26 protein-coding genes and 2 pseudogenes are annotated in these 23,986 nt (G+C 55.4%); 20 read left to right on the top strand and 8 right to left on the bottom strand.

From position 1 onward, the window contains the following. Positions 1 to 38: 38 nt before the first annotated feature. Positions 39 to 1,355, top strand: a complete 1,317-nt coding sequence (locus DFO52_RS19320) for a cytosine deaminase (RefSeq protein WP_133551007.1) — start codon at positions 39 to 41, stop codon at positions 1,353 to 1,355. A gap of 3 nt (positions 1,356 to 1,358) precedes the next feature. Here DFO52_RS19320 and tsgA read toward each other — a convergent pair whose 3' ends face one another. Beyond that, positions 1,359 to 2,543, bottom strand: a complete 1,185-nt coding sequence (tsgA, locus tag DFO52_RS19315; protein WP_133551006.1) for an MFS transporter TsgA — start codon at positions 2,541 to 2,543, stop codon at positions 1,359 to 1,361. Positions 2,544 to 2,821: 278 nt separating this feature from the next. On the opposite strand from tsgA, the gene ppiA reads away from it, so the two are divergent. The 5 genes and pseudogenes from ppiA (at position 2,822) to DFO52_RS19295 (ending at position 5,986) form a co-directional block, all read left to right on the top strand. After that, positions 2,822 to 3,394, top strand: coding sequence for a peptidylprolyl isomerase A (gene ppiA / locus DFO52_RS19310; protein ID WP_023309471.1), 573 nt, complete (start codon positions 2,822 to 2,824; stop codon positions 3,392 to 3,394). Positions 3,395 to 3,500: 106 nt separating this feature from the next. Next, a pseudogene (locus DFO52_RS23445) lies at positions 3,501 to 3,572 on the top strand (YhfG family protein); the annotation flags it as partial. Positions 3,573 to 3,617: 45 nt separating this feature from the next. Continuing rightward, positions 3,618 to 4,085, top strand: a pseudogene (locus DFO52_RS19305) (putative adenosine monophosphate-protein transferase Fic); the annotation flags it as partial. A 30-nt stretch (positions 4,086 to 4,115) separates the two neighbouring features. Continuing rightward, the gene (pabA, locus tag DFO52_RS19300) at positions 4,116 to 4,679 is read left to right on the top strand and encodes an aminodeoxychorismate synthase component 2 (RefSeq protein ID WP_133551004.1); all 564 of its coding nucleotides are present in this window, start codon (positions 4,116 to 4,118) and stop codon (positions 4,677 to 4,679) included. Positions 4,680 to 4,765: 86 nt separating this feature from the next. Then, positions 4,766 to 5,986, top strand: a complete 1,221-nt coding sequence (locus tag DFO52_RS19295; RefSeq protein WP_208110478.1) for an aspartate aminotransferase family protein — start codon at positions 4,766 to 4,768, stop codon at positions 5,984 to 5,986. On the opposite strand, the gene DFO52_RS19290 is transcribed toward DFO52_RS19295, so the two are convergent. Continuing rightward, on the bottom strand, positions 5,983 to 8,070 hold the full coding sequence (locus DFO52_RS19290) for a YccS/YhfK family putative transporter (protein ID WP_133551055.1): 2,088 nt from the start codon (positions 8,068 to 8,070) through the stop codon (positions 5,983 to 5,985). The two genes, DFO52_RS19295 and DFO52_RS19290, sit on opposite strands and share 4 nt — an antisense overlap. 57 nt (positions 8,071 to 8,127) lie before the next feature. Beyond that, a complete protein-coding gene (gene crp, locus DFO52_RS19285) occupies positions 8,128 to 8,760 on the bottom strand; it encodes a cAMP-activated global transcriptional regulator CRP (protein WP_000242758.1) in 633 nt (210 codons plus the stop codon). A gap of 311 nt (positions 8,761 to 9,071) precedes the next feature. Between crp and DFO52_RS19280 the strand changes: the two genes are divergently transcribed. Next, complete coding sequence (locus tag DFO52_RS19280) at positions 9,072 to 9,476, top strand: OsmC family protein (protein ID WP_008503018.1); 405 nt, start codon at positions 9,072 to 9,074, stop codon at positions 9,474 to 9,476. A 66-nt stretch (positions 9,477 to 9,542) separates the two neighbouring features. On the opposite strand, the gene DFO52_RS19275 is transcribed toward DFO52_RS19280, so the two are convergent. The 4 genes from DFO52_RS19275 to DFO52_RS19260 form a co-directional block, all read right to left on the bottom strand. Then, on the bottom strand, positions 9,543 to 10,412 hold the full coding sequence (locus tag DFO52_RS19275; RefSeq protein WP_047646845.1) for a phosphoribulokinase: 870 nt from the start codon (positions 10,410 to 10,412) through the stop codon (positions 9,543 to 9,545). Between the two features lie 30 nt (positions 10,413 to 10,442). Next, positions 10,443 to 10,661 carry a YheU family protein gene (locus tag DFO52_RS19270; RefSeq protein WP_063144226.1) on the bottom strand — a complete coding sequence of 73 codons (219 nt, stop codon included), beginning with the start codon at positions 10,659 to 10,661 and terminating at the stop codon, positions 10,443 to 10,445. After that, positions 10,658 to 11,680, bottom strand: coding sequence for a hydrolase (locus tag DFO52_RS19265; RefSeq protein ID WP_121932694.1), 1,023 nt, complete (start codon positions 11,678 to 11,680; stop codon positions 10,658 to 10,660). Before DFO52_RS19265 ends, DFO52_RS19270 begins: the two co-directional genes overlap by 4 nt. A 112-nt stretch (positions 11,681 to 11,792) precedes the next feature. Beyond that, positions 11,793 to 13,697: an ABC transporter ATP-binding protein gene (locus DFO52_RS19260; RefSeq protein ID WP_029741378.1), complete on the bottom strand. Its 1,905-nt coding sequence runs from the start codon at positions 13,695 to 13,697 to the stop codon at positions 11,793 to 11,795. A 135-nt stretch (positions 13,698 to 13,832) separates the two neighbouring features. Here DFO52_RS19260 and kefG point away from each other — a divergent pair, with 135 nt between their 5' ends. The 4 genes from kefG (at position 13,833) to slyD (ending at position 17,091) form a co-directional block, all read left to right on the top strand. Continuing rightward, a complete protein-coding gene (kefG, locus tag DFO52_RS19255) occupies positions 13,833 to 14,387 on the top strand; it encodes a glutathione-regulated potassium-efflux system ancillary protein KefG (RefSeq protein WP_021242220.1) in 555 nt (184 codons plus the stop codon). Beyond that, positions 14,387 to 16,192, top strand: a complete 1,806-nt coding sequence (kefB, locus tag DFO52_RS19250; protein ID WP_133551002.1) for a glutathione-regulated potassium-efflux system protein KefB — start codon at positions 14,387 to 14,389, stop codon at positions 16,190 to 16,192. Before kefG ends, kefB begins: the two co-directional genes overlap by 1 nt. Before the next feature lie 13 nt (positions 16,193 to 16,205). Next, positions 16,206 to 16,406, top strand: a complete 201-nt coding sequence (locus tag DFO52_RS19245; RefSeq protein ID WP_010436300.1) for a YheV family putative zinc ribbon protein — start codon at positions 16,206 to 16,208, stop codon at positions 16,404 to 16,406. A 94-nt stretch (positions 16,407 to 16,500) separates the two neighbouring features. Beyond that, on the top strand, positions 16,501 to 17,091 hold the full coding sequence (gene slyD, locus DFO52_RS19240) for a peptidylprolyl isomerase (RefSeq protein WP_014833521.1): 591 nt from the start codon (positions 16,501 to 16,503) through the stop codon (positions 17,089 to 17,091). A gap of 51 nt (positions 17,092 to 17,142) precedes the next feature. Here slyD and DFO52_RS19235 read toward each other — a convergent pair whose 3' ends face one another. Beyond that, positions 17,143 to 17,361, bottom strand: coding sequence for a protein SlyX (locus DFO52_RS19235; protein WP_047059786.1), 219 nt, complete (start codon positions 17,359 to 17,361; stop codon positions 17,143 to 17,145). Positions 17,362 to 17,599: 238 nt separating this feature from the next. Between DFO52_RS19235 and fkpA the strand changes: the two genes are divergently transcribed. The 9 genes from fkpA to DFO52_RS19190 all read left to right on the top strand — a co-directional run. Next, complete coding sequence (gene fkpA / locus DFO52_RS19230; RefSeq protein WP_023309460.1) at positions 17,600 to 18,418, top strand: FKBP-type peptidyl-prolyl cis-trans isomerase; 819 nt, start codon at positions 17,600 to 17,602, stop codon at positions 18,416 to 18,418. Between the two features lie 166 nt (positions 18,419 to 18,584). Then, positions 18,585 to 19,307, top strand: a complete 723-nt coding sequence (locus tag DFO52_RS19225) for a transcriptional regulator (RefSeq protein WP_014171909.1) — start codon at positions 18,585 to 18,587, stop codon at positions 19,305 to 19,307. After that, positions 19,307 to 19,693 (top strand): sulfurtransferase complex subunit TusD, encoded by a 387-nt coding sequence (gene tusD / locus DFO52_RS19220; RefSeq protein WP_033146792.1) that lies wholly within the window; start codon positions 19,307 to 19,309, stop codon positions 19,691 to 19,693. Before DFO52_RS19225 ends, tusD begins: the two co-directional genes overlap by 1 nt. Then, entirely contained in the window at positions 19,693 to 20,052 is a 360-nt protein-coding gene (tusC, locus tag DFO52_RS19215) for a sulfurtransferase complex subunit TusC (RefSeq protein ID WP_047646851.1), read from the top strand. Before tusD ends, tusC begins: the two co-directional genes overlap by 1 nt. A gap of 7 nt (positions 20,053 to 20,059) precedes the next feature. After that, positions 20,060 to 20,347 (top strand): sulfurtransferase complex subunit TusB, encoded by a 288-nt coding sequence (tusB, locus tag DFO52_RS19210; protein ID WP_047646852.1) that lies wholly within the window; start codon positions 20,060 to 20,062, stop codon positions 20,345 to 20,347. A 124-nt stretch (positions 20,348 to 20,471) separates the two neighbouring features. Continuing rightward, positions 20,472 to 20,846, top strand: a complete 375-nt coding sequence (gene rpsL, locus DFO52_RS19205; RefSeq protein ID WP_000246815.1) for a 30S ribosomal protein S12 — start codon at positions 20,472 to 20,474, stop codon at positions 20,844 to 20,846. A 96-nt stretch (positions 20,847 to 20,942) separates the two neighbouring features. Beyond that, the gene (gene rpsG, locus DFO52_RS19200) at positions 20,943 to 21,413 is read left to right on the top strand and encodes a 30S ribosomal protein S7 (RefSeq protein WP_004106370.1); all 471 of its coding nucleotides are present in this window, start codon (positions 20,943 to 20,945) and stop codon (positions 21,411 to 21,413) included. A 96-nt stretch (positions 21,414 to 21,509) separates the two neighbouring features. Further along, positions 21,510 to 23,624, top strand: coding sequence for an elongation factor G (gene fusA / locus DFO52_RS19195; protein ID WP_029741372.1), 2,115 nt, complete (start codon positions 21,510 to 21,512; stop codon positions 23,622 to 23,624). Positions 23,625 to 23,693: 69 nt separating this feature from the next. After that, positions 23,694 to 23,986: GTP-binding protein (locus tag DFO52_RS19190; RefSeq protein WP_038878821.1), on the top strand; the 293-nt coding region annotated here is incomplete at its 3' end.

Below are 23,986 nucleotides of genomic sequence, written 5' to 3'. Positions count from 1 at the left end.
TACGCCTGAATATCAGCGGCGTTTTTTAGGGGAAGGGTATGTCTACAACACCGTTATGGCTTGTTCAGAATGTTCGTTTACCGGGTCGGGAAGGGCTGTGGCAGCTTGCCATTGAGAACGGGCGATTTGGTGACATCACCCCGATGGACGATACCCACGCCGAAAGTTATGAAGTATTGAACGCGCGCGGCGGGCTTGCGATCCCGCCGTTCATTGAGCCGCATATCCATCTTGATACGACACAGACCGCAGGTGAGCCGAACTGGAACCAGTCCGGCACGCTTTTCGAAGGCATTGAGCGCTGGGCGGAACGCAAGGCGTTGCTCAGCCATGAGGATGTCAAAGCGCGCGCCTGGAAAACGCTGAAGTGGCAAATTGCCAACGGCATCCAGTTTGTCCGCACCCATGTGGATGTCTCCGACCCGACGCTGACCGCCCTCAAGGCGATGCTGGAGGTGAAGCAGGAGGTTGCCCCGTGGGTGACGCTGCAAATCGTCGCGTTCCCGCAGGAAGGTATTCTCTCTTACCCGAACGGCGCGGCGCTGCTGGAAGAGGCGTTAAGGCTGGGGGCTGACGTGGTGGGGGCGATCCCGCACTTCGAGTTCACCCGCGAGTATGGCGTGCAGTCGCTGCACATCGCTTTTGAACTGGCGAAGAAGTATGACCGTCCGCTGGATATCCACTGCGATGAAATCGACGACGAGCAGTCGCGGTTTGTCGAGACGGTGGCAACGCTTGCGTATGAAGCCGGCATTGGCCCGCGCGTGACGGCCAGCCACACCACCGCCATGCACTCCTACAACGGCGCATACACCTCGCGGCTGTTCCGCCTGCTGAAGATGTCGGGAATTAACTTCGTCGCTAACCCGCTGGTCAATATTCATCTGCAGGGGCGCTTTGATGACTATCCGAAGCGCCGCGGCATCACGCGCGTGAAAGAACTCCAGGAAGCGGGCATTAACGTCTGCTTCGGCCATGACGACGTCTTCGACCCGTGGTACCCGCTCGGCACCGGCAACATGCTGCAGGTGCTGCATATGGGGCTGCACGTCTGCCAGATGATGGGCTATCCGCAAATCGACAGCGGCCTGAATCTCATCACCCATAACAGCGCCCGGACCTTCGGCCTGAGCGATTACGGTATTAAGACAGGTAACCCGGCGAACCTGATAATTCTGCCTGCTGAGAGCGGGTTTGAAGCGGTGCGCTGCCAGGTGCCGGTGCGCTGGTCGATTCGTCAGGGACGGGTGATCGCCACGACGCAGCTGGCGCAGACGTGGATCCAGACGGATGTCGGGGGAGAAGAGGTAAGCTTTGCCAGAAACAGCCCCTCTGCAGAGCGCAAAGGGGCGTAAGGGTTAGTGAGACGCTGCTGCCGCGTTGTGCTGGCGGTGGCGGGTCACGAAGCCCAGGATGAAGCACATGATGAACACCACGGCATACAGACCGTTAGCGGTGTGCAGCGCTGCCAGCGGGCCGCTGTGGGCCACGATCGGGCCAGTGACCACGAAGGTCAGCATGGTGCCGATGGTGCCGCAGGTCAGGACGAAGTTAACCAGCTTCGGCGAGGCCACTTTGGTCTGCAGCGAACCCAGGGTGATGATCGAGGTATAAATGGCGCTGGAGAAGAAGCCCAGGGTCAGAATGAACCACGGCATATGTTCCGGTGAACCGTTGATGAACAGGTACATCAGTACGGTCGCCATACCTGCCAGCACGGTCAGAATGCGCTGCAGGTCGAAGAAGCGCAGGATGAAGCTAAACGCCCACATGCCGAACATGTAAGACATCCAGAAATCGCTCACCAGTTTACCCGCGTCGTTCAGGCTCATGCCCAGACCTTTGGCGTACTCCGGTACCCAGGAGATAAAGCCCAGCTGGCCCAGGATGTAGCACAGGGCGGCAACGGAGAGGAACAGCACGCCGATGCCCCACTTTTCTTTCGCAACGGGCTCGGTGGTGGTTTGCGCTTTCTTGCCCAGCACCGGGAACTCACAGCCGAAGGTCAGAATAAAGATCGCCACGTAGACCAGACCAATGCAGGCATAGACCCAGTACCACTCGATGCTGCGCGCCAGCAGAACGGCCGCGACCATCGGGAAAATCATACCGGCCATGCTGAAGAAGGAGTCGGTAAACAGCAGGCGCGCGCCGCGCTGGCGGCCTTCATACATGTGGGTAATCAGGAACGTACCGATCGACATGGTGATCCCGCTGACCAGACCCAGCACGAACATCGCGGCGGAGAACAGCGCGATGCTGTGGCTCAGCATCAGGCCCGCCACGGCGGCGACCATCAGCACAAAGCCAAAACGCAGCTGGGTTTTCAGCGGGACGATTTCCATCAGCCAGGCGTTCAGGAAGATAGAGATCAGAATCCCTGCGTTGAGGAAGGTGAAGGTGTTACTCATGCTGGAAACGGGCAGCTGGAAGTAGTCTGCGATATTTCCCATCACCATCCCGGTGACGATCACCAACGCGCCGGTCAGGGCGTAGGAGAAGAAGCTGATCCATGTGAGCTTGATGCGATTGCTGTTAGTCATGTCTGGCCTGTTCAGAAAAAGAAAAGCGCCCAGGGGGCGCTGAGAGCGGGCAGATTTTAGACATTAAAGTGATCCATTCATATCTTTTAAGAGAAATTAGAAGTTCATTGCATGTTTTTGTGTGATCGTGATCACATAAAAAGGCGCGAAAGCCAACCGTTTGCGTGGTTACAACTGTTTCAATTTCGTAAAATTAGGTAAAAGGCTGGTCTCCGTTCATACTGCTCTTTAGAATCAAGCCATTCGCTTTTTATACTGCGCTTTGTTAAGGAATTCTCATGCTCAAATCAACACTGGCGGCTGTCGCAGCTGTGTTTGCTCTTTCTGCCGTTTCCCCTGCTGCGCTGGCAGCCAAAGGGGACCCTCACGTTCTGCTGACCACCTCCGCCGGGAACATTGAGCTGGAACTGAATAGCCAGAAAGCTCCGGTTTCCGTGAAAAACTTCCTCGATTACGTGAACAGTGGGTTCTATAACAACACCACCTTCCACCGCGTGATCCCGGGCTTTATGGTGCAGGGCGGCGGCTTCAACGAGCAGATGCAGCAGAAACAGCCGAACCCGCCTATTAAAAACGAAGCGGACAACGGCCTGCTGAACAAGCGCGGCACCATCTCCATGGCGCGTACCGCGGATAAAGACAGCGCGACCAGCCAGTTCTTCCTGAACGTGGCGGATAACGCCTTCCTCGACCACGGTCAGCGCGACTTCGGCTATGCCGTTTTCGGTAAAATCGTGAAAGGGATGGACGTGGCCGACAAGATTTCCCAGGTACCTACTCACGACGTCGGTCCGTATCAGAATGTGCCGTCAAAACCGGTGGTTATCCTCTCCGCGAAAGTTCTGCCGTAATTCTTCTGAACGCGGGCTTCTCCTGCCCGCGTTATGTAACCCTCCCTGCGAAAGCGCGTTTTGCTGCTTATACTTGTGGCAAACGGACTATTCAGGGAGGCGTTAAGTGAAAAAGCTCACCGACAAGCAAAAATCCCGTCTCTGGGAACAGCAGCGTAACGTCAATTTACAGGCCAGTTGTCTCCTTGAAAAAGGTAATGGTCCCTCAGACCCCCATATTGAGACGCTTGAACTTGGGCCTTCCGCGCCCGGGTTGCCCCATCTGTGCCTTATTCATCGTCATTTGTACCGCAGCGAGATGAAGCGGGCAGGTGAGCTCCGTACCGACGATATTTTTAAAGGGGATATTCCCTTCTGCCATTTTGAGTACATCGAGAAGATGGGCAACGAGCTGATGGCGGCGCTGGAGAGCGAAAAGTATCTCGTGGGTCTTGAGAAAGCGGCGTTTGTTGACCGGGTTAGCCACTATTACTGCGAAATCAACATGCTGCATCCGTTTATGCGCGGCAACGGTATTGCCCAACGCGTTTTCTTCGAGCAGCTGGCGCTCCACGCGGGCTACTCGCTGGACTGGCGCGATATCGATCCCGACCAGTGGGTGGCGGCTAACCGAAGCGGCGCAACGGGAGATTTAACCGCGCTAAACGCTATCTTTGCCAAAGTAGTGAGCGAAGCGCGGGAATCTGAGTAGAATAGGGCGGCATTTTTTTCGGGAGCCGCCATGATTCTGCTGATAGATAACTACGATTCCTTCACCTGGAACCTTTACCAGTATTTTTGTGAACTGGGTGCAGAGGTGGTTGTCCGCCGCAACGACGAGATCGGACTGGCCGATATCGGGATGCTGGCTCCGCAGAAAATCGTGATTTCTCCGGGGCCGTGTACGCCGTCGGAATCGGGTATTTCTCTGGATGTTATCCAGCACTATGCCGGAAAGCTGCCGATCCTGGGAGTCTGTTTGGGCCATCAGGCGATTGCCCAGGCGTTTGGTGCCACTATCGTGCGCGCCGCCAAAGTGATGCACGGAAAAACCTCTCCGGTCACACACGCCGGCACCGGAGTATTCACGGGGCTCAATAATCCGTTCACCGTCACGCGCTACCATTCCCTGGTCATTGACCCGCCGACGCTGCCCGACTGCTTTGAGGTGACCGCCCGGAGCGATACGCAGGAGATCATGGGGATTCGTCACCGCGAATGGGACCTCGAAGGCGTGCAGTTCCACCCGGAAAGCATCCTCAGCGAGCAGGGGCACGCGCTGCTGGCGAATTTCCTCAATCGCTGAATATCTGTTGCCTTGCTGTGATTTTTTATGCATATTTTGTGATTATATTTTCACAATCACTGTGACATAAAATGGATGGTCATGACATGGCAACTGAACAACCAGCAATTACCCGCGCGACATTTGATGAAGTGATCCTGCCGATTTATGCACCGGCTGAGTTTATCCCGGTGAAGGGAAAGGGCAGCCGCGTCTGGGATCAGCAGGGGAAAGAGTATGTGGATTTCGCGGGCGGTATTGCGGTGACGGCGCTGGGTCATTGCCATCCCGCGCTGGTGGAGGCGCTGAAAAGCCAGGGCGAAACCCTGTGGCATACCAGCAACGTGTTCACCAACGAACCGGCGCTGCGCCTGGGCCGCAAGATCATTGATGCGACATTTGCCGAGCGCGTGCTGTTTATGAACTCCGGCACCGAAGCTAACGAAACCGCTTTTAAGCTGGCGCGCTACTACGCGACAACGCGCCACAGCCCGTACAAAACCAAAATCATCGCCTTCCACAATGCCTTCCACGGACGCTCCTTCTTTACCGTCTCCGTTGGCGGCCAGCCGAAGTATTCCGACGGGTTTGGCCCGAAGCCGGCCGACATCGTCCACGTGCCGTTTAACGATCTGCATGCCGTGAAAGCGGTGATGGACGACCATACCTGCGCGGTGGTGGTCGAGCCGATCCAGGGTGAAGGCGGCGTGACCGCGGCAACCCCGGAATTCCTGAAAGGGCTGCGCGCGCTGTGCGACGAACATCAGGCGCTGCTGGTCTTTGATGAAGTGCAGTGCGGGATGGGGCGTACCGGGGATCTGTTCGCGTATATGCACTACGGCGTGACGCCGGATATTCTGACCAGCGCTAAAGCGCTCGGCGGTGGTTTCCCGGTGAGTGCGGTACTGACGACGCAGGAGATCGCCTCCGCGTTCCACGTCGGATCTCACGGCTCTACCTACGGCGGTAACCCGCTGGCGAGCGCCGTGGCGGGCGCCGCATTCGACATTATCAACACGCCGGAGGTGTTGAACGCCGTGAGCGCGAAGCGCGAGCTGTTCGTAAAACACCTGCAAAAGATTGATGAGCAGTACGACGTGTTCAGCGAAATCCGCGGGATGGGGCTGTTGATTGGCGCCGAGCTGAAGCCGCAGTACAAAGGCCGCGCGCGTGATTTCCTGCACGCCGCCGCGCACGAAGGGGTTATGGTACTCAATGCCGGACCGGACGTGATGCGCTTTGCGCCGTCGCTGGTGGTGGAAGAGAAAGATATTGAGGACGGGTTAACCCGCTTTGCCGCGGCGGTCGCGAAGATCGTAAAAGGCTAATACTCGGTTCGCTTTAACCGGCGGGTTAACCAAATCCCGTGATGCGGGCGCTGACGCCATGCCACTGACGAAATGGTGTGCATGGTGTTCAGATGTCCGAGAACGCGCTGCAAATGCTGCTCCAGCGTGCTCATTGGCCCGTGGGTTAACGTCTCCGGCGCTTCCAGAATGTTCGAATCTCCCGACTCGCCCGGCGAGTCATACTCCAGACGCTGCTGACACCTCTGCAACGCAATTTCACACGACTGCAAATAGCGCTGCGCCAGATCCTGCGTCAGCATCGTGTGCTCGCGCGCCAGCGTGGTCATGGCGTTAATGTGCTCGACGATAAACTGGCTGTGCGTCACCCAGAGCTTCATGTCTGCCAGATAATGCGAGTTAAAGCCCGGCTCCTGCATCGCCTGGTTGAGCGAGTTAAACAGGGCGTTGTGCGCCTGGTTGACCTTCATTCGCTGATAGGCCAGCGGCGAGGGCTGCGGGTCGTCGCTCAGGATCAGGCGAATAGCCTGCTGGTCGGCTTCCAGCGCGTCGTGGGCGTTCTGGCGCAGCAGTCCGCTTTGCCACTGCGGCCACAGCCAGACCATGCCGCCAAAGGCAATCAGACAGCCGATTAGGGTATCAATCAGCCTGGCGACAATAAACTGTTCGCCATTGAGCGTGAGCAGCTGCAGGGTATATACCGCCGTCACCGTAAAGCCCACCATCGCCCAGCCGTAGTTTTTGCGGATAATCAGGTAGCTCACCAGCGTAACCGCCAGCATGCCTGCCAGGGTATAGCCTTCCGGCACGTGGAAGTGCAGCGTCACGCCCGCGATGATCAGCCCGGCCATCGTTCCGCCAGCCCGATGCAGAATACGCACCCGCGTGGCGCCGTAGCCGTTCTGGGTAACAAACAGCACGGTCATTAAGATCCAGTAGGGTTTCGGCAGGTGCAGCGCCATGCCCATCAGGCTGGCGGTACTGAGCATAACGCTAATCCTTGCGGCGTTGCGCAGGGCGGGCGATTTAAGAGAAAGATAGCTTTTGAGCGCGGGCAATAGCGGAAGCCGTTTCTGCTTATCCGCCATCAGGTCGCGGGGATAAAGCGGGCGCTGCGTGCGCAACACGCGGGCGATACGGCTGAAGTGCCAGGCGGCAAACTGGCCGACGGGGTTATCCGGATGCTGACGGGCGATTTTCTCCAGCGCGCCCAGCTGCTTATCCATGTTAAAGCGAGTCGGGTAGCGGTGATAGAGAATATCATCGGCCAGCACGCGCAGACGTGCGGACACGGTCTGCGCGTTCCAGCGGATCACCGCTTCGGCGTGGCTGCGCTCGACCAGCTTTTGCACCTCCTGCGGGTGGTGAAGGCTCACGGAGATATGCTCCTGCAGATCCAGCCCGACCTGGAAGGTACGCAGCAGCCGCTTGTACTCGTGGTTCTTGTTGGCGGCGAGCATGTGCAGCTGCTGATAGCACTGGCTTATGAGATCCACCACCTTTTGCTGGCGCGTCAGCAGCGGCGGTAAGGATTTTTCCGGATCGGTATGCTGGGTGAGCAGGGTGTATTTGGCCTCGCAGTAATCCGCAAGCTGCACATAGAGCAGGCTCAGGGATTCACGCAGCGGCTGTTCGCGCCACAGCCAGAACCAAAACCAGTTAAACAGGCCGTACCATAATGTCCCCAGGGCGTAAATCAGCAGTGGCTCCCACACCGGCATATTCCCTGCGAGGCTCAGCGTGAAAATGGCCGCAATCAGCGAGGCGGGAAGCAGGCGGGCGTGCAGCGAACTGATTTCCGCCGTGACGCCGAGGGTCATCGCCAGCACGGTCAGGATCAGCGGCAGCGGGATATCACGAGCCAGTAACAGCTGTACGGCGAGGCTACAGCCTGCAAACAGGCAGCCGCCGATAATCAGGCGTTTGAAAAAGCGCTTATGCGGCGTGTCCAGACCGGCAATGTTGCAGCAGGCGGGCACGAGAGAAAACAGCAGGCCTTGCTGAAGATGTCCGAGGATCAGGCCTATGGCCACAGGAAGACACAACACCAGCGTTTGCCGCAGTGCGTAGTTAACTTCCGGGTGATAGATCAGCCTGCGCCACATGGGGAGTAGAGACAAAAACGGCGTGACACCTTGCGATGGCACGCCGTTTAAGCGGAATTAACGCGTTCCGTAGACCACGATGGTTTTACCGTGGGCGGAGATTAGGTTTTGATCTTCCAGCATTTTCAGAATACGGCCCACTGTTTCACGGGAGCAACCGACGATCTGACCAATTTCCTGACGGGTAATTTTAATTTGCATGCCGTCCGGGTGGGTCATGGCGTCTGGCTGTTTCGCCAGGTTCAACAGGGTTTGTGCGATACGGCCGGTAACGTCCAGGAAGGCGAGGTTACCCACTTTCTCTGACGTAACCTGCAGACGGCGTGCCATCTGGGAAGAAAGACGCATCAGGATGTCAGGGTTAACCTGAATCAGCTGACGGAACTTCTTGTAAGAAATTTCAGCCACTTCACATGCTGTCTTTGCACGAACCCAGGCGCTACGTTCCTGGCCCTCTTCAAACAGGCCCAGTTCACCGATGAAATCGCCCTGGTTCAGATAAGAAAGGATCATCTCTTTCCCTTCTTCATCTTTGATCAGCACTGCCACCGAGCCTTTAACGATGTAATACAACGTTTCCGCTTTTTCACCCTGGTGAATCAGCGTGCTCTTTGATGGGTACTTATGAATGTGGCAATGAGACAAGAACCATTCGAGAGTCGGGTCTGTTTGCGGTTTGCCAAGCACCATGCGCTGTTATCCTCTGTTATAAGCTGTCACCAGAGTCATCAGATGCATCCGGACTCTGGGGTTGCAATCGAATTCTTACCCATACCCTGGGAAGTCGGCTACCGTAACGTTTCGCAGCCAGTAAAGTTTGATGTCCTCTGCATACATGTGTAACGTCAATGTATTACTGTAGCATCCAGAGTGTTTTAGCATAGCTTTCGCCGCGTGTCTCCTGGTGTCTCGCTTCAGCATGATGCAGGTCGCCTTCCATTGCGAGAAATGTAACGCACGCGTAATCTGTCACCAAAAATGCAACGTTGGAGTTTAAGAATATGCAAGCGCGCGTGAAATGGGTTGAAGGTTTAACGTTCCTGGGCGAGTCCGCGTCAGGACACCAGATTTTGATGGACGGTAACTCCGGCGATAAAGCACCCAGCCCAATGGAAATGGTGCTGATGGCGGCAGGGGGATGCAGCGCAATTGACGTGGTATCGATTCTGCAAAAAGGTCGTCATGACGTGACGGATTGTGAAGTCAAACTCACGTCAGAACGTCGCGAAGAGGCGCCACGCCTGTTCACCCATATTAACCTGCACTTTGTGGTCACCGGTAAGGAGCTGAAAGACGCGGCGGTCTCACGTGCGGTGGACCTGTCTGCGGAGAAGTACTGCTCTGTGGCGTTGATGCTGGAGAAAGCGGTAAAAATCACGCATTCGTATGAAGTGATCGAGGCGTGATTGATGGGGCATCGTGCGTGTTGATGCCCTCACCCTAATCCTCTCCCACGGGGAGAGGGAACATGCTCACGCGATTTGTTTCCCTTCCATCAGTCGCTCCACCAGCGGCGTCATGATGAGCTCCATCGCCAGCCCCATTTTTCCGCCCGGCACGACTAACGTATTCATGTGCGAAATAAACGAGCCCTGCAGCATTGCCAGCAGCCAGGGGTAATCAATGCCGTCGAGGTTGCGGAAATGGATCACTACAAAGCTTTCATCCAGCGACGGGATGCTTTTGGCCGCGAACGGGTTGGAGGTGTCCACCGTCGGCACGCGCTGGAAGTTGATATGGGTGCGGGAGAACTGCGGCGTCAGGAAGTTAATGTAATCCTCCATGGAGCGCACCACGGAGTCCATCACCGCTTCGCGAGAATGGCCGCGCTCGCTCATGTCACGCGTCAGCTTCTGGATCCACTCCAGGTTAACGATAGGGACCACGCCGACCAGCAGATCTACGTGGCGCGCCACGTCGTGCTGAGGGGTGACCACGCCGCCGTGCAATCCTTCGTAAAACAGGACGTCGGTGGGTTCCGGCAGCGGCTGCCACGGGGTAAAGGTTCCCGGCACCTGATTCCAGGGGACGGCTTCATCATAGGTGTGCAGATACTTGCGGGACTGCCCTTTGCCGCTCTTACCGTACTCTATAAAGGTTTGTTCCAGCAGGCCAAAGTCATTGGCTTCCGGGCCGAAGTAGCTGATGTGTTTACCCGAATCGCGCGCCTTACGAATGGCCATGTCCATCTCCGGACGCGTGTAGCGGTGAAAGCTGTCGCCTTCGACCTCCGCCGCACGGAGATTTAGCTGGGCGAAAATCTTGCGAAATGCGAGGCTGGTGGTGGTGGTTCCCGCACCACTCGACCCCGTAACGGCAATAACCGGATGTCTGGCAGACATAGCAACTCCCTGACTGAAAAGTGTGGAAGATCAGCCGTGAAACGCGTTGCGGGGCATGATATTGACCGTCTCATGCAGTTCTGACCACACCAGCAGCACGTCGCCGCTTTTCAGCTGGCGCTTAACATCGTTGACCTTTTGCTCAAGCGAGCGTTCCTGTTCACCATAATCGGTGCCTTCGCGTAATACAAAGCTTTCAATCAGATTATCGAGCGTTTCGGGAGCCAGATCCTGCCAGGGAATAATCATTTTGCACCGTCCAGATAAGGGGTTAGCCAGTCAGGAATACGCGCCTCAAGCCACATTTTCGGGCGGCGCAGCGTGCCGCCGATAAAACCGACGTGGCCGCCGTGCTCGGTCAACTGATAGTGAACGTTGTCGGGCAGGAACTCCTGAGCGGGGATCGAGTGATGATCCATAAACGGGTCATCTTTGGCATGAATAATCAGCGTCGGCTGCGTGATCTTGCTGAGCAGCGGCATGGCGCTGCACTGACGATAATAGTCAATCGCATCGGCGAAGCCGTGGATTTTCGCGGTGATCAGGTCGTCGAACTCGCGGATACGGCGCACCTTTTTCAGCTGGCGCAGGCTTACTGGCAGGGTATCCGGGTAGGCCTTCAGTTTACGCGCCGCGTTGGCCTTCAGAAGGTTGAGCAGGTAGCGCTGATAGACGCGGGAAAAGCCTTTATCCATGTGGTAGCTGCACTGCTCGAGCATAAACGGCGCGGAGACAATGACGGCGGCATCCAGCGGGACGCTTTCACCCTCTTTGGCCAGCAGACAGGCCAGCATATTGCCGCCCAACGAGTAGCCCACCGCGGCGGTTGGCACGGTGCCAAAGTTGTCCCGCAGCCAGTGTAAAAACCACGTGCCGTCTTCGGTTTCACCCGAGTGATAAATGCGTTTCTGACGATTCGGTTCACCGCTGCAGCCGCGAAAATGCATCACCACGCCGAGCCAGCCGCGCGCTTTTGCCGCTTCAATTAACCCATGCGCATACGGGCTGTGCAGGCTGCCTTCCAGACCGTGAAAGACCACCAGACGCGGTTTATGACGAGCCTGTTCAGGCGCTTCGCTCCAGGCGAGATCCAGAAAGTCACCGTCTGGCAGGTCAAGCCGTTGCCAGTGCGGGGTGAACTGAATCTTGCGGCGGATCAGTCGCGGCAGCATGGTCTGCAAATGGGGATTGGCCACGCCGCGCATAGGCACGAACTCAGTGCTGTCTTCGGCCGCAATGTCGAAGTCTGATGGTATGATTTGGGTCATAAGCGCGATGCTGATTCTTGTCGGAAATTTACGATACTTTCCGAATTGTACCCCGTTTAAGCTGGATTTCCGAACCCGGTACGGATTCTGTTCTTCAAACGGGGTAAATAGGTCAGTCAGCCTGCAGCATTGCTTCCAGCTGTTCCTGCGCGTCGAGCCACGCCATCTCGCACTCTTCGAGACTGGATTTGGTCTTCGCCTGGGTTTGCAGGCAGTCGGTCAGCTCAGCCTTGCGGCTCTGGTCATACAGGCCGCTATCGCCAAGCTTCTCTTCAACGACAGCAAGCGTGGCGTTGAGTTTTTCCATCTCTTTTTCGAGACGGGTAATCTCTTTACGCAGGGGCTGCGTCTGGGTGCGAAGCTCCGCTTCACGACGCTTCTGGTCTTTACGCGCCTGCGCGCTGTTGGCGTTGTCTTTTGCTGACTCTTCCGGCTGGTTTTCCTGCTTCTGCACGTCCGTCAGCCACTGCTGGTAGTCTTCCAGATCGCCGTCGAACGGTTCAACTTTGCCGCCGTGCACTAAATACAGATCGTCCGTGGTGGAGCGGATCAGGTGACGGTCGTGCGAAACCACCACCAGCGCGCCTTCAAACTCAATCAGCGCTTCGGTCAGCGCCTGGCGCATGTCGAGATCCAGGTGGTTGGTCGGTTCATCAAGCAGCAGCAGGTTCGGGCGCTGCCAGACGATCAGCGCCAGCACCAGACGGGCCTTTTCGCCGCCGGAGAAGCGCTCGGTGTTTTCAGTCACCTTATCGCCCTGGAAGCCGAAGCCGCCGAGATAGTCGCGCAGCTTCTGCTCCATCTCCTGCGGCGCCAGACGCGCGAGATGCTGAATCGGTGATTCATCCGCGCGTAAAAATTCCAGCTGATGCTGGGCGAAGTAACCCAGCTTGATGCCCTTCGCCAGGCCGATTTCACCGCTGACCGGGTTAAGCTCGCCCGCCAGCAGTTTGATCAGCGTCGATTTACCGGCGCCGTTACGCCCCAGCAGGCCAATGCGCGAACCCGGCACCAGGTTGAGCTTGATGGAATCGAGAATAATGCGGTCGGCATAGCCCGCGCTGACCTTCTCCATCTTCAGCAGCGGGTTAGGCAGGCTTTCCGGCTCGCGGAAGCTGAAGTGGAACGGGTTATCCACGTGCGCCGGGGCAATCATCTCCATGCGTTCCAGCATCTTGATGCGGCTCTGGGCCTGCTTGGCTTTTGAGGCCTTGGCCTTAAAGCGATCCACGAAGCTCTGCAGGTGCGCCACGCGCTGCTGCTGGCTTTCGTACATGGACTGCTGCTGGGCGAGACGCGTCGCGCGCTGGCGCTCGAAGGAGCTGTAGTTGCCGGTGTACTCGAACATCGTTTGCTGTTCGATATGAATGATTTTATCCACCACCGGGTCGAGGAAGTCGCGGTCGTGGGAGATCAGAATCAGAGTGCCCTGATAGCTCTTGAGCCACTTCTCCAGCCAAATAACCGCATCGAGATCGAGGTGGTTGGTCGGTTCGTCAAGCAACAGCAGGTCAGAGCGGCAGATCAGCGCCTGCGCCAGGTTAAGACGCATACGCCAGCCGCCGGAGAAGTCGCTGACCGGGCGTTCCAGCTGTTCGTTGCTGAAGCCCAGGCCGTGCAGCAGGCTGGAGGCGCGGGAGCGAATGGTCCACGCGTCGATGGCGTCCAGCTTGCCGTGAACGGTGGCGATGGCGTGACCGTCGTTGCGCTCGTTAGCAGAATGAAGTTCCGCCTCGAGCTTACGGTATTCACGGTCGCCGTCGATAACATAGTCGAGCGCCGGTTCACTCAGCGCCGGCGTCTCCTGGTTTACCCAGGCGAGCTGCCAGTTCCCCGGGAAGGTAAAGTTACCGCCATCCGCGCTAATCTCGTTTTTCAGCAGCGCCAGCAGGGTGGATTTACCGCAGCCGTTTTTGCCGACCAGGCCCACTTTTTGGCCTGGGTTGATGGTAGCAGTGGCGTTATCCAGCAGGACGCGCACGCCGCGACGAATTTGTAACGAGGAGAAAACAATCATAGAAGCGCCGTATGTTCCGACTATGTTAATTTGTCATTATGATAATGTAAGGTGTGGGCCATTTTCCGCACCGGGCCGCCATGGTAGCCCAAAACAGCGACGATACACAAAAACAGAAACAAGACCGGGAGGGGAATGATGTCTCAGACAGCAAAAGTGCTGCTGCTGTATGCCCATCCGGAATCTCAGGACTCGGTGGCAAACCGGGTGCTGCTTAAGCCGGCCACACAGCTCAGCAACGTGACGGTGCACGATCTCTACGCGCACTATCCTGATTTCTTTATTGATATCCCTTACGAGCAGGAGCTGCTGCGTCAGCATGACGTGATTGTGTTCCAGCATCCGCTTTATACCTATAGCTGTCCGGCGCTGCTCAAAGAGTGGCTGGACCGCGTGCTGAGCCGGGGCTTCTCCAGCGGGGTGGGGGGCAACCAGCTTGCGGGAAAGTACTGGCGTAGTGTGATTACGACCGGTGAACCCGAAAGCGCTTACCGTCACGACGGGCTGAACCGTTATCCGATGAGCGATATCCTCAGGCCATTCGAACTGACGGCGGCGATGTGCCGCATGCACTGGATGAGTCCGATTATTGTCTACTGGGCGCGGCGTCAGGATCCGAAAGAGCTGGCAAGCCACGCCAGAGCCTATGGTGAATGGCTGGCGTCACCCATTCCGGCAGGAGGTCGTTAATGGAAGGATCGAATTTACTCCTCGCCGGGGTGCTGTTTTTATTTGCGGCCGTCGTTGCGGTGCCGCTTGCGGCACGCATTGGTATCGGTGCGGTGTTGGGTTATCTGCTGGCGGGGATCGCGATTGGCCCCTGGGGACTGGGATTCATCAGCGATGTAGATGAGATCCTCCATTTCTCCGAGCTGGGCGTGGTGTTCCTGATGTTCATCATCGGCCTGGAGCTGAATCCTTCGAAATTGTGGCAACTCCGACGCTCTATCTTTGGCGTGGGCGCCGCGCAGGTGTTGTTCAGCGCCGCGATCCTGGGCGGCCTGCTAATGCTGACCAACTTTTCATGGCAGGCGGCGGTGATTGGCGGGATAGGCCTTGCGATGTCGTCGACGGCGATGGCGCTGCAGCTGATGCGCGATAAGGGGATGAATCGCAACGAAGCCGGTCAGCTGGGCTTTTCGGTGCTGCTGTTCCAGGATTTGGCGGTGATCCCGGCGCTGGCGCTGGTGCCGCTGCTGGCGGGGTCCGGGGACGATCACTTCGACTGGGCTAAAATCGCCATGAAGGTGCTGGCATTCGCGGGCATGCTGATTGGCGGTCGTTTCCTGCTACGTCCCGTGTTCCGCTTTATAGCCGCGTCTGGCGTTCGCGAGGTGTTTACCGCCGCGACGCTGCTGCTGGTGCTGGGATCGGCGTTGTTTATGGACGCGCTGGGGCTGTCGATGGCGCTCGGGACCTTTATTGCCGGGGTGCTGCTGGCGGAGAGCGAGTATCGCCACGAGCTGGAAATTGCCATCGATCCCTTCAAAGGGCTGCTGCTAGGTCTGTTCTTTATTTCGGTCGGGATGGCGCTCAACCTTGGCGTGCTCTATACCCATCTGCTGTGGGTGGTCGTGAGCGTCGCCATCCTGGTGGCGGTGAAGATGCTGGTGCTGTACGTCATGTCACGTATCTACGGGCTGCGCAGTTCGGAACGCATGCAGTTTGCCAGCGTGTTAAGCCAGGGAGGCGAGTTCGCGTTTGTGCTGTTCTCCACCGCCTCCTCCCAGAAGCTGTTTAAAGACGATCAGATGGCGCTTTTGCTGGTGACGGTCACGCTATCTATGATGACCACGCCGCTGCTGATGAAGCTGGTGGATAAACTGCTGTCGCGCCGCCTGAATCCAGCTGACGATGAAGACGAAGCGCCGTGGGTGGAAGACGACAAGCCGCAGGTGATTGTGGTGGGCTTTGGCCGTTTCGGACAAGTTATCGGGCGTTTGCTGATGGCGAACAAAATGCGCATTACGGTACTGGAGCGGGATATCAGCGCGGTCAACCTGATGCGTAAATATGGCTATAAGGTTTACTACGGCGATGCGACCCAGCTCGAGCTGCTGCGCTCGGCGGGAGCCGAAGCGGCAGAGTCCATTGTGATTACCTGTAACGATCCGGAAGACACGATGAAGCTGGTGGATCTGTGCCAGCAGCATTTCCCTCATCTGCATATTCTGGCGCGTGCGCGGGGACGTGTTGAAGCTCACGAACTGTTGCAGGCGGGTGTGAAACACTTCTCCCGTGAGACGTTCTCCAGTGCGCTGGAGCTGGGCCGCAAGGCGCTGATCTCGCTCGGCATGCATCCGCATCAGGCGCAGCGTGCCCAGATGCACTTCCGCCGGCTGGATATGCAAATGTTGCGCGAGCTGATGCCGGTACATACTGATACTGAGCAGATCTCCCGCGTGCGGGAAGCGCGTCGCGAGCTGGAGGAGATCTTCCAGCGAGAGATGCAGCAGGAACGACGCCAGCTTGATGGCTGGGATGAATTTGAATAAAGGGTAACGAAAAATGGCTGTACGTAAACGCTTTATTGCGGGTGCAAAATGCCCGACCTGCCAGGCGCAAGATACCCTGGCGATGTGGCGGGAAAATAATATTGATGTTGTTGAGTGTGTTAAGTGCGGTCACCAGATGCGTGAGGCCGATAAAGAGGCCCGCGATCACGTTCGCAAAGAAGAGCAAGTTATCGGGATTTTTCATCCGGACTAGCGATATGCCCTGAGTTTTTTTAAGCTAAAGGGTACACGGGTGCAGATTTCCGCTACAATCTGCGCCAGCAATTTTCCCACGCTCAGGAGATATCATGAAAGTAGCAAAAGACCTGGTGGTCAGCCTGGCCTATCAGGTACGTACAGAAGACGGTGTGTTGGTTGATGAGTCTCCGGTGAGTGCGCCGCTTGACTACCTGCATGGTCACGGTTCCCTGATTTCCGGCCTGGAAAACGCGCTGGAAGGTCATGAAGTTGGCGACAAATTTGACGTTGCTGTAGGCGCGAACGACGCTTACGGTCAGTATGACGACAACCTGGTTCAGCGCGTTCCTAAAGACGTGTTCATGGGCGTTGACGAACTGCAGGTTGGCATGCGCTTCCTGGCTGAAACTGACCAGGGCCCGGTTCCTGTTGAAATCACCGAAGTGGAAGATGACCACGTCGTGGTTGACGGTAACCACATGCTGGCTGGCCAGAACCTGAAGTTCAACGTAGAAGTTGTTGCGATCCGTGAAGCGACCGAAGAAGAGCTGGCTCATGGCCACGTTCACGGTGCGCACGGTCACGACCATGACCACGATCACGGCCACGACGGCTGCTGCGGTGGTCACGGCCACGATCACGACCATGGTCACGACCACGGTAAAGGTGGTTGCGGTAACGGCGGCTGCGGCTGCCACTAATTCCGTCATGCGGAAAATAAAAAAGCGGGATAATCCCGCTTTTTTTACGCCTCAATAATGAGGTGGTGGCGTCTCTTCTGACTGAGAGGCGATGTGCGATGACTGCGTTGCCTTCACTTTTTCAGTGAGCAGGCGCATCAGATCGCGCAGCTTTGCCATTTCGAGCTCATGTGCGGTCACGGTCTGGTTTAGCTCTTCGATGGTGATGTCCTGAAAAGCCAGGCGGCTTTCCAGCTCAGCCATTCTCGCTTCTATTGCTGTATCCTTCATCATTCACCTCGTTTATTTCAGATTCGCCATAATGGCCCTGCGGCGGCGCAGTTTAACTGAGTTTATCCTTAAGTACAGTTCGCATCTCCTTGGCAGGAAACTTATTTAAACAAAAATAGTCTGAAAAGTGGCGAGAATTGGAAGTGTCTGTCTGTAGATTTCTTCCGCAACGTTTTATAGTACGTAACTCATTTACGTTTAACGCTGGGGTGAGAGTCCCCAGGCCCTGGAGATATGGATGAAATCACTGTTTAAAGTAACGCTGCTGGCGACCACGATGGCTGTTGCGCTGAACGCGCCGCTGTCATTCGCTGCTGATACTGCTGCGAAGCCTGCTGCTACTGCTGACAGCAAAGCGGCGTTCAAAAATGACGACCAGAAATCCGCCTATGCACTGGGCGCATCTCTGGGTCGTTACATGGAAAACTCTCTGAAAGAACAAGAGAAACTGGGCATCAAACTGGATAAAGCTCAGCTGATCGCGGGCGTTCAGGACGCATTTGCAGATAAGAGCAAGCTGTCTGACCAGGAAATTGAACAGACTCTGCAGGCGTTCGAAGCGCGCGTGAAGGGTGCCGCGCAGACCAAGATGGACGCGGACGCTAAAGACAACGAAGCGAAAGGCAAAGCCTACCGCGATACCTTTGCCAAAGAGAAGGGTGTGAAAACCTCTTCTACCGGCCTGGTGTACAAAGTTGAGAAAGAAGGCACCGGCGATGCGCCTAAAGACAGCGACACCGTTGTTGTGAACTACAAAGGTACGCTGATCGACGGTAAAGAGTTCGACAACTCTTACACCCGCGGTGAGCCGCTCTCCTTCCGTCTGGACGGCGTTATCCCGGGCTGGACTGAAGGCCTGAAAAACATCAAGAAAGGCGGCAAGATCAAGATGGTTATCCCACCGGATCTGGCCTATGGCAAAACCGGCGTTCCGGGTATCCCTGCCAACTCTACGCTGGTCTTTGACGTAGAGCTGCTGGATATCAAACCGGCACCGAAAGCGGATGCCAAGGCAGACGCACCGGCTGACGATAAAGCCGCTGCTGCTAAGAAGTAATGTTGAAAAAAACCGCCGCCTTTCAGGCGGCGGTTTTTTTATTGTGGGGCAGATATAATTAACACTGGAAAGCGCTACGCACGCTGTATTAATTTAGTTGTCCGTGTAGATAATGAGCCTGCCCTGAAAACCTAACGACAGGCTCCTGAAAAGGAGTGTTTTTTTCATGTCCAGGTCGCTTTTAACCAACGAAACCAGTGAACTTGATTTGCTGGATCAACGTCCTTTCGATCAGACCGACTTCGATATTCTGAAATCCTACGAAGCGGTAGTGGACGGGTTAGCGATGCTCATTGGCTCCCACTGCGAAATCGTATTGCACTCCCTGCAAGATCTAAAGTGTTCCGCCATCCGCATTGCGAATGGTGAGCATACTGGCCGTAAAATTGGTTCGCCAATTACCGACCTTGCATTGCGTATGCTGCATGACATGACCGGCGCGGACAGCAGCGTCTCCAAATGCTATTTCACCCGCGCCAAAAGCGGCGTGCTGATGAAATCAGAAACCATCGCGATTCGAAACCGCGAGCATCGTGTTATTGGGCTGCTGTGCATCAACATGAACCTTGATGTGCCATTCTCGCAAATCATGAGCACCTTTATTCCACCTGAAACGCCGGACGTTGGCTCCTCAGTTAACTTTGCCTCCTCTGTTGAAGATCTGGTGACTCAGACGCTTGAGTTTACGATTGAAGAGGTGAATGCCGATCGCAACGTCTCGAACAACGCCAAGAATCGTCAGATCGTGCTCAATCTTTATGAAAAAGGGATTTTTGATATTAAAGACGCCATCAACCAGGTGGCCGATCGTCTGAACATCTCCAAGCACACGGTCTACCTCTATATTCGCCAGTTCAAAAGCGGCGATTTCCAGGGACAAGACAAGTAATGCGTTTTGCATTAATGGTGACAGGCCCGGCGTACGGCACTCAGCAGGCCAGCAGCGCGCTGCAGTTTGCGCATGCGCTACTGGCGGCCGGACATGAGCTGGCGAGCGTCTTCTTCTATCGGGAAGGGGTGTATAACGCGAATCAGTTTACGTCACCGGCGAGCGATGAGTTCGATCTTGTGCGCGCCTGGCAGGCATTAAACGAAAAGCAGGGCGTAGAACTGCACATCTGCGTGGCGGCGGCACTGCGCCGCGGGGTGACCGATGCAACCGAAGCCGCACGTCTTGGTTTATCGGGTTCTAACCTGCAGCCCGGCTTTTCGTTGAGTGGTCTGGGTGCACTGGCACAGGCGGCATTAACCTGCGACAGAGTGGTGCAATTCTGATGAAGCGCGTGGCATTTGTTTTTACCTCTGCGCCGCACGGCAATGCGTCCGGCAGAGAAGGGCTGGATGCGCTGCTCGCGACCTCAGCATTGACCGAAGATATCGGTGTCTTCTTTTTGGGCGACGGCGTATTTCAGCTTCTGGCGGGGCAACAGCCTCAGGCCATTCTGGCGCGTGATTACATCGCGACGTTCAAAGTGTTACCGCTTTACGATATCGAAACCTTCTATGTCTGTGCCGACTCCCTGGCTGCGCGCGGCCTAAACGAGGCAACGCCTTTCGTGCTGGATGTGACAGTCCTGTCTTCTGCTGCATTGCGCGAACACCTTTCCCACTACGACACCGTTCTGACTTTCTGAGGCTGACATGCTCCATACTCTGAGCCATTCACCGTGGCAATGTGATATCAACGCGTTACTGAGTATGCTGCGCGAAGGTGATGATCTGCTGCTGATTCAGGATGGCGTGCTTGCCGCACTGGAAGGCAGTCGTTTCGTTGAAATCCTCACGAATGCCCCCATAACAGTCTCTGCGCTGAAGGATGATCTGGATGCGCGGGGTCTTTCTGGTCAAATTTCAGCCAAAATTGACGTGGTTGGCTATACTGATTTCGTCAATCTTACTGTGACGCACGCCAGTCAAATGAACTGGTGATTTGAGATCGCTGTATATTTCTTGACACCTTTTCGACGTAGCCCTAAAATTTCGCGTCCTCATATTGTATGAGGTCGTTTTATTACGTGTTTACGAAGCAAAAGCTAAAACCAGGAGCTATTTAATGGCAACAGTTAACCAGCTGGTACGCAAACCACGCGCACGCAAAGTTGCAAAGAGCAACGTGCCTGCGCTGGAAGCCTGCCCGCAGAAACGTGGTGTATGTACTCGTGTATATACCACCACTCCTAAAAAACCAAACTCCGCACTGCGTAAAGTATGCCGTGTGCGTTTGACTAACGGTTTCGAAGTGACTTCCTACATCGGTGGTGAAGGTCACAACCTGCAGGAGCACTCCGTGATCCTGATCCGTGGCGGTCGTGTTAAAGACCTTCCGGGTGTTCGTTACCACACCGTTCGTGGTGCGCTCGACTGCTCAGGTGTTAAAGACCGTAAGCAGGCTCGCTCCAAGTACGGCGTGAAGCGTCCTAAGGCTTAATGGTTCTCCGTTAAGTAAGGCCAAACTGATTTATCTTAATGTCAAACTAAACTCTTTGAGTTTTGGACAATCCTGAATTAACAACGGAGTATTCCCATGCCACGTCGTCGCGTCATTGGTCAGCGTAAAATCCTTCCAGATCCGAAATTCGGATCAGAACTGCTGGCAAAATTTGTAAATATCCTGATGGTAGATGGTAAAAAATCTACTGCAGAAGCAATCGTATACAGCGCGCTTGAGACCCTGGCTCAGCGTTCTGGTAAAAATGAACTGGAAGCTTTCGAAGTCGCTCTCGACAACGTTCGCCCAACCGTAGAAGTTAAGTCCCGCCGCGTTGGTGGTTCTACTTATCAGGTTCCAGTTGAAGTTCGTCCGGTTCGTCGTAATGCTCTGGCAATGCGTTGGATCGTTGAAGCTGCTCGTAAACGCGGTGATAAATCCATGGCTCTGCGTCTGGCGAACGAACTTTCTGATGCTGCAGACAACAAAGGTACTGCAGTTAAGAAACGTGAAGACGTTCACCGTATGGCAGAAGCCAACAAGGCGTTCGCACACTACCGTTGGTAATCCCTTCGGAGTATTAGTCACCAGGCGGGCGCTTCAGAGAAGCCGCCCGCTCTGGGTAACTTAACTGAACGCCTAAAGATATAAACGAGGAATCAAATGGCTCGTACAACACCCATCGCACGCTACCGTAACATCGGTATCAGTGCGCACATCGACGCCGGTAAAACCACTACTACCGAACGTATTCTGTTCTACACCGGTGTAAACCATAAAATCGGTGAAGTTCATGACGGCGCAGCCACCATGGACTGGATGGAACAGGAGCAGGAGCGTGGTATCACTATCACCTCCGCAGCGACTACTGCATTCTGGTCAGGTATGGCTAAGCAGTACGAACCGCATCGCGTAAACATCATCGACACCCCAGGGCACGTTGACTTCACCATCGAAGTAGAACGTTCCATGCGTGTTCTTGACGGCGCGGTAATGGTTTATTGCGCAGTTGGTGGTGTTCAGCCACAGTCTGAGACCGTATGGCGTCAGGCGAACAAATATAAAGTTCCACGCATCGCGTTCGTTAACAAAATGGACCGTATGGGTGCTAACTTCCTGAAAGTTGTTGGTCAGATCAAATCCCGTCTGGGCGCGAACCCTGTTCCGCTGCAGCTGGCAATTGGTGCTGAAGAAGGCTTCACCGGCGTTATCGACCTGGTGAAAATGAAAGCTATCAACTGGAACGATGCAGACCAGGGCGTTACCTTCGAATACGAAGATATCCCGGCTGAAATGCAGGACCTGGCTGACGAATGGCACCAGAACCTGATCGAATCCGCTGCTGAAGCTTCTGAAGAGCTGATGGAGAAATACCTGGGTGGTGAAGAACTGACTGAAGAAGAGATCAAAAAAGCTCTGCGTCAGCGCGTTCTGAACAACGAAATCATCCTGGTAACCTGTGGTTCTGCGTTCAAGAACAAAGGTGTTCAGGCGATGCTGGATGCGGTAGTTGACTACCTGCCATCCCCGGTTGACGTTCCTGCGATCAACGGCATCCTGGACGACGGTAAAGATACTCCGGCTGAGCGTCACGCAAGTGACGAAGAGCCATTCTCTGCACTGGCGTTCAAAATTGCTACCGACCCATTCGTGGGTAACCTGACCTTCTTCCGCGTTTACTCTGGTGTGGTTAACTCCGGTGACACCATCCTGAACTCCGTGAAAGCGGCGCGTGAACGTTTTGGCCGTATCGTACAGATGCACGCTAACAAACGTGAAGAGATCAAAGAAGTTCGTGCGGGCGACATCGCTGCAGCTATCGGTCTGAAAGACGTGACCACTGGTGACACCCTGTGTGACCCGGATCACCCGATCATTCTGGAGCGTATGGAATTCCCTGAGCCGGTAATCTCCATCGCAGTTGAACCAAAAACCAAAGCTGACCAGGAAAAAATGGGTCTGGCTCTGGGCCGTCTGGCGAAAGAAGACCCATCATTCCGCGTATGGACTGATGAAGAATCTAACCAGACCATCATCGCTGGCATGGGTGAACTGCACCTGGACATCATCGTTGACCGTATGAAGCGTGAATTCAACGTTGAAGCGAACGTGGGTAAACCTCAGGTTGCTTACCGCGAAGCGATTCGTGCGAAAGTTACCGATGTTGAAGGTAAACACGCTAAGCAGTCTGGTGGTCGCGGTCAGTACGGTCACGTTGTGATCGACATGTACCCACTGGAGCCGGGCTCTAACCCGAAAGGTTACGAGTTCATCAACGACATCAAAGGTGGTGTAATTCCTGGCGAATACATCCCAGCCGTTGATAAAGGCATTCAGGAACAGCTGAAAGCGGGCCCTCTGGCTGGCTATCCGGTTGTTGACATGGGTGTTCGTCTGCACTTCGGTTCTTACCACGACGTTGACTCCTCTGAACTGGCGTTTAAACTGGCTGCGTCTATTGCCTTTAAAGAAGGCTTTAAGAAAGCAAAACCAGTTCTGCTTGAGCCAATCATGAAGGTTGAAGTAGAAACTCCTGAAGAGAACACCGGTGACGTTATCGGTGACTTGAGCCGTCGTCGCGGTATGCTGCGTGGTCAGGAATCCGAAGTGACTGGCGTTAAGATCCACGCTGAAGTTCCGCTGTCTGAAATGTTCGGATATGCAACTCAGCTGCGTTCTCTGACCAAAGGTCGTGCATCATACACCATGGAATTCCTGAAGTATGATGATGCGCCTAACAACGTTGCTCAGGCCGTTATTGAAGCCCGTGGTAAGTAATCCACAGGATTAAAACCTAAGTCCCGTGCTCTCTCCACAGGGGAGAGCACTATAGTAAGGAATATAGCCGTGTCTAAAGAAAAATTTGAACGTACAAAACCGCACGTCAACGTTGGTACTATCGGCCACGTTGACCATGGTAAAACTACCCTGACTGCTGCAATCACTACCGTTCTGGCAAAAACCTACGGTGGTTCTGCTCGTGCATTCGACCAGATCGATAACGCACCAGAAGAAAAAGCTCGTGGTATCACCATCAACACTTCCCACGTTGAGTACGACACCCCGACTCGCCACTACGCACACGTAGACTGCCCAGGCCACGCCGACTATGTTAAAAACATGATCACCGGTGCTGCGCA

This window comes from Enterobacter sp. AG326 (genome assembly GCF_004362415.1).
Taxonomy (GTDB): Bacteria; Pseudomonadota; Gammaproteobacteria; order Enterobacterales; family Enterobacteriaceae; genus Enterobacter; species Enterobacter asburiae.
Note: the sequence above shows the minus strand (reverse complement) of the source record. Positions and strands in the feature narration are given on the sequence as shown.

Coding starts and splice junctions, on each gene's coding strand:
- tusC (WP_047646851.1), top strand. CDS start 19,693: ATGAAGCGCGTGGCATTTGTTTTTACCTCTGCGCCGCACGGCAATGCG.
- tsgA (WP_133551006.1), bottom strand. CDS start 2,543: ATGACTAACAGCAATCGCATCAAGCTCACATGGATCAGCTTCTTCTCC.
- rpsL (WP_000246815.1), top strand. CDS start 20,472: ATGGCAACAGTTAACCAGCTGGTACGCAAACCACGCGCACGCAAAGTT.
- DFO52_RS19225 (WP_014171909.1), top strand. CDS start 18,585: ATGTCCAGGTCGCTTTTAACCAACGAAACCAGTGAACTTGATTTGCTG.
- DFO52_RS19295 (WP_208110478.1), top strand. CDS start 4,766: ATGGCAACTGAACAACCAGCAATTACCCGCGCGACATTTGATGAAGTG.
- rpsG (WP_004106370.1), top strand. CDS start 20,943: ATGCCACGTCGTCGCGTCATTGGTCAGCGTAAAATCCTTCCAGATCCG.
- pabA (WP_133551004.1), top strand. CDS start 4,116: ATGATTCTGCTGATAGATAACTACGATTCCTTCACCTGGAACCTTTAC.
- kefB (WP_133551002.1), top strand. CDS start 14,387: ATGGAAGGATCGAATTTACTCCTCGCCGGGGTGCTGTTTTTATTTGCG.
- DFO52_RS19265 (WP_121932694.1), bottom strand. CDS start 11,680: ATGACCCAAATCATACCATCAGACTTCGACATTGCGGCCGAAGACAGC.
- ppiA (WP_023309471.1), top strand. CDS start 2,822: ATGCTCAAATCAACACTGGCGGCTGTCGCAGCTGTGTTTGCTCTTTCT.
- DFO52_RS19235 (WP_047059786.1), bottom strand. CDS start 17,361: ATGAAGGATACAGCAATAGAAGCGAGAATGGCTGAGCTGGAAAGCCGC.
- DFO52_RS19270 (WP_063144226.1), bottom strand. CDS start 10,661: ATGATTATTCCCTGGCAGGATCTGGCTCCCGAAACGCTCGATAATCTG.
- crp (WP_000242758.1), bottom strand. CDS start 8,760: ATGGTGCTTGGCAAACCGCAAACAGACCCGACTCTCGAATGGTTCTTG.
- tusB (WP_047646852.1), top strand. CDS start 20,060: ATGCTCCATACTCTGAGCCATTCACCGTGGCAATGTGATATCAACGCG.
- DFO52_RS19280 (WP_008503018.1), top strand. CDS start 9,072: ATGCAAGCGCGCGTGAAATGGGTTGAAGGTTTAACGTTCCTGGGCGAG.
- DFO52_RS19260 (WP_029741378.1), bottom strand. CDS start 13,697: ATGATTGTTTTCTCCTCGTTACAAATTCGTCGCGGCGTGCGCGTCCTG.
- DFO52_RS19320 (WP_133551007.1), top strand. CDS start 39: ATGTCTACAACACCGTTATGGCTTGTTCAGAATGTTCGTTTACCGGGT.
- DFO52_RS19275 (WP_047646845.1), bottom strand. CDS start 10,412: ATGTCTGCCAGACATCCGGTTATTGCCGTTACGGGGTCGAGTGGTGCG.
- DFO52_RS19245 (WP_010436300.1), top strand. CDS start 16,206: ATGGCTGTACGTAAACGCTTTATTGCGGGTGCAAAATGCCCGACCTGC.
- kefG (WP_021242220.1), top strand. CDS start 13,833: ATGATGTCTCAGACAGCAAAAGTGCTGCTGCTGTATGCCCATCCGGAA.
- tusD (WP_033146792.1), top strand. CDS start 19,307: ATGCGTTTTGCATTAATGGTGACAGGCCCGGCGTACGGCACTCAGCAG.
- fusA (WP_029741372.1), top strand. CDS start 21,510: ATGGCTCGTACAACACCCATCGCACGCTACCGTAACATCGGTATCAGT.
- DFO52_RS19290 (WP_133551055.1), bottom strand. CDS start 8,070: ATGTGGCGCAGGCTGATCTATCACCCGGAAGTTAACTACGCACTGCGG.
- slyD (WP_014833521.1), top strand. CDS start 16,501: ATGAAAGTAGCAAAAGACCTGGTGGTCAGCCTGGCCTATCAGGTACGT.
- fkpA (WP_023309460.1), top strand. CDS start 17,600: ATGAAATCACTGTTTAAAGTAACGCTGCTGGCGACCACGATGGCTGTT.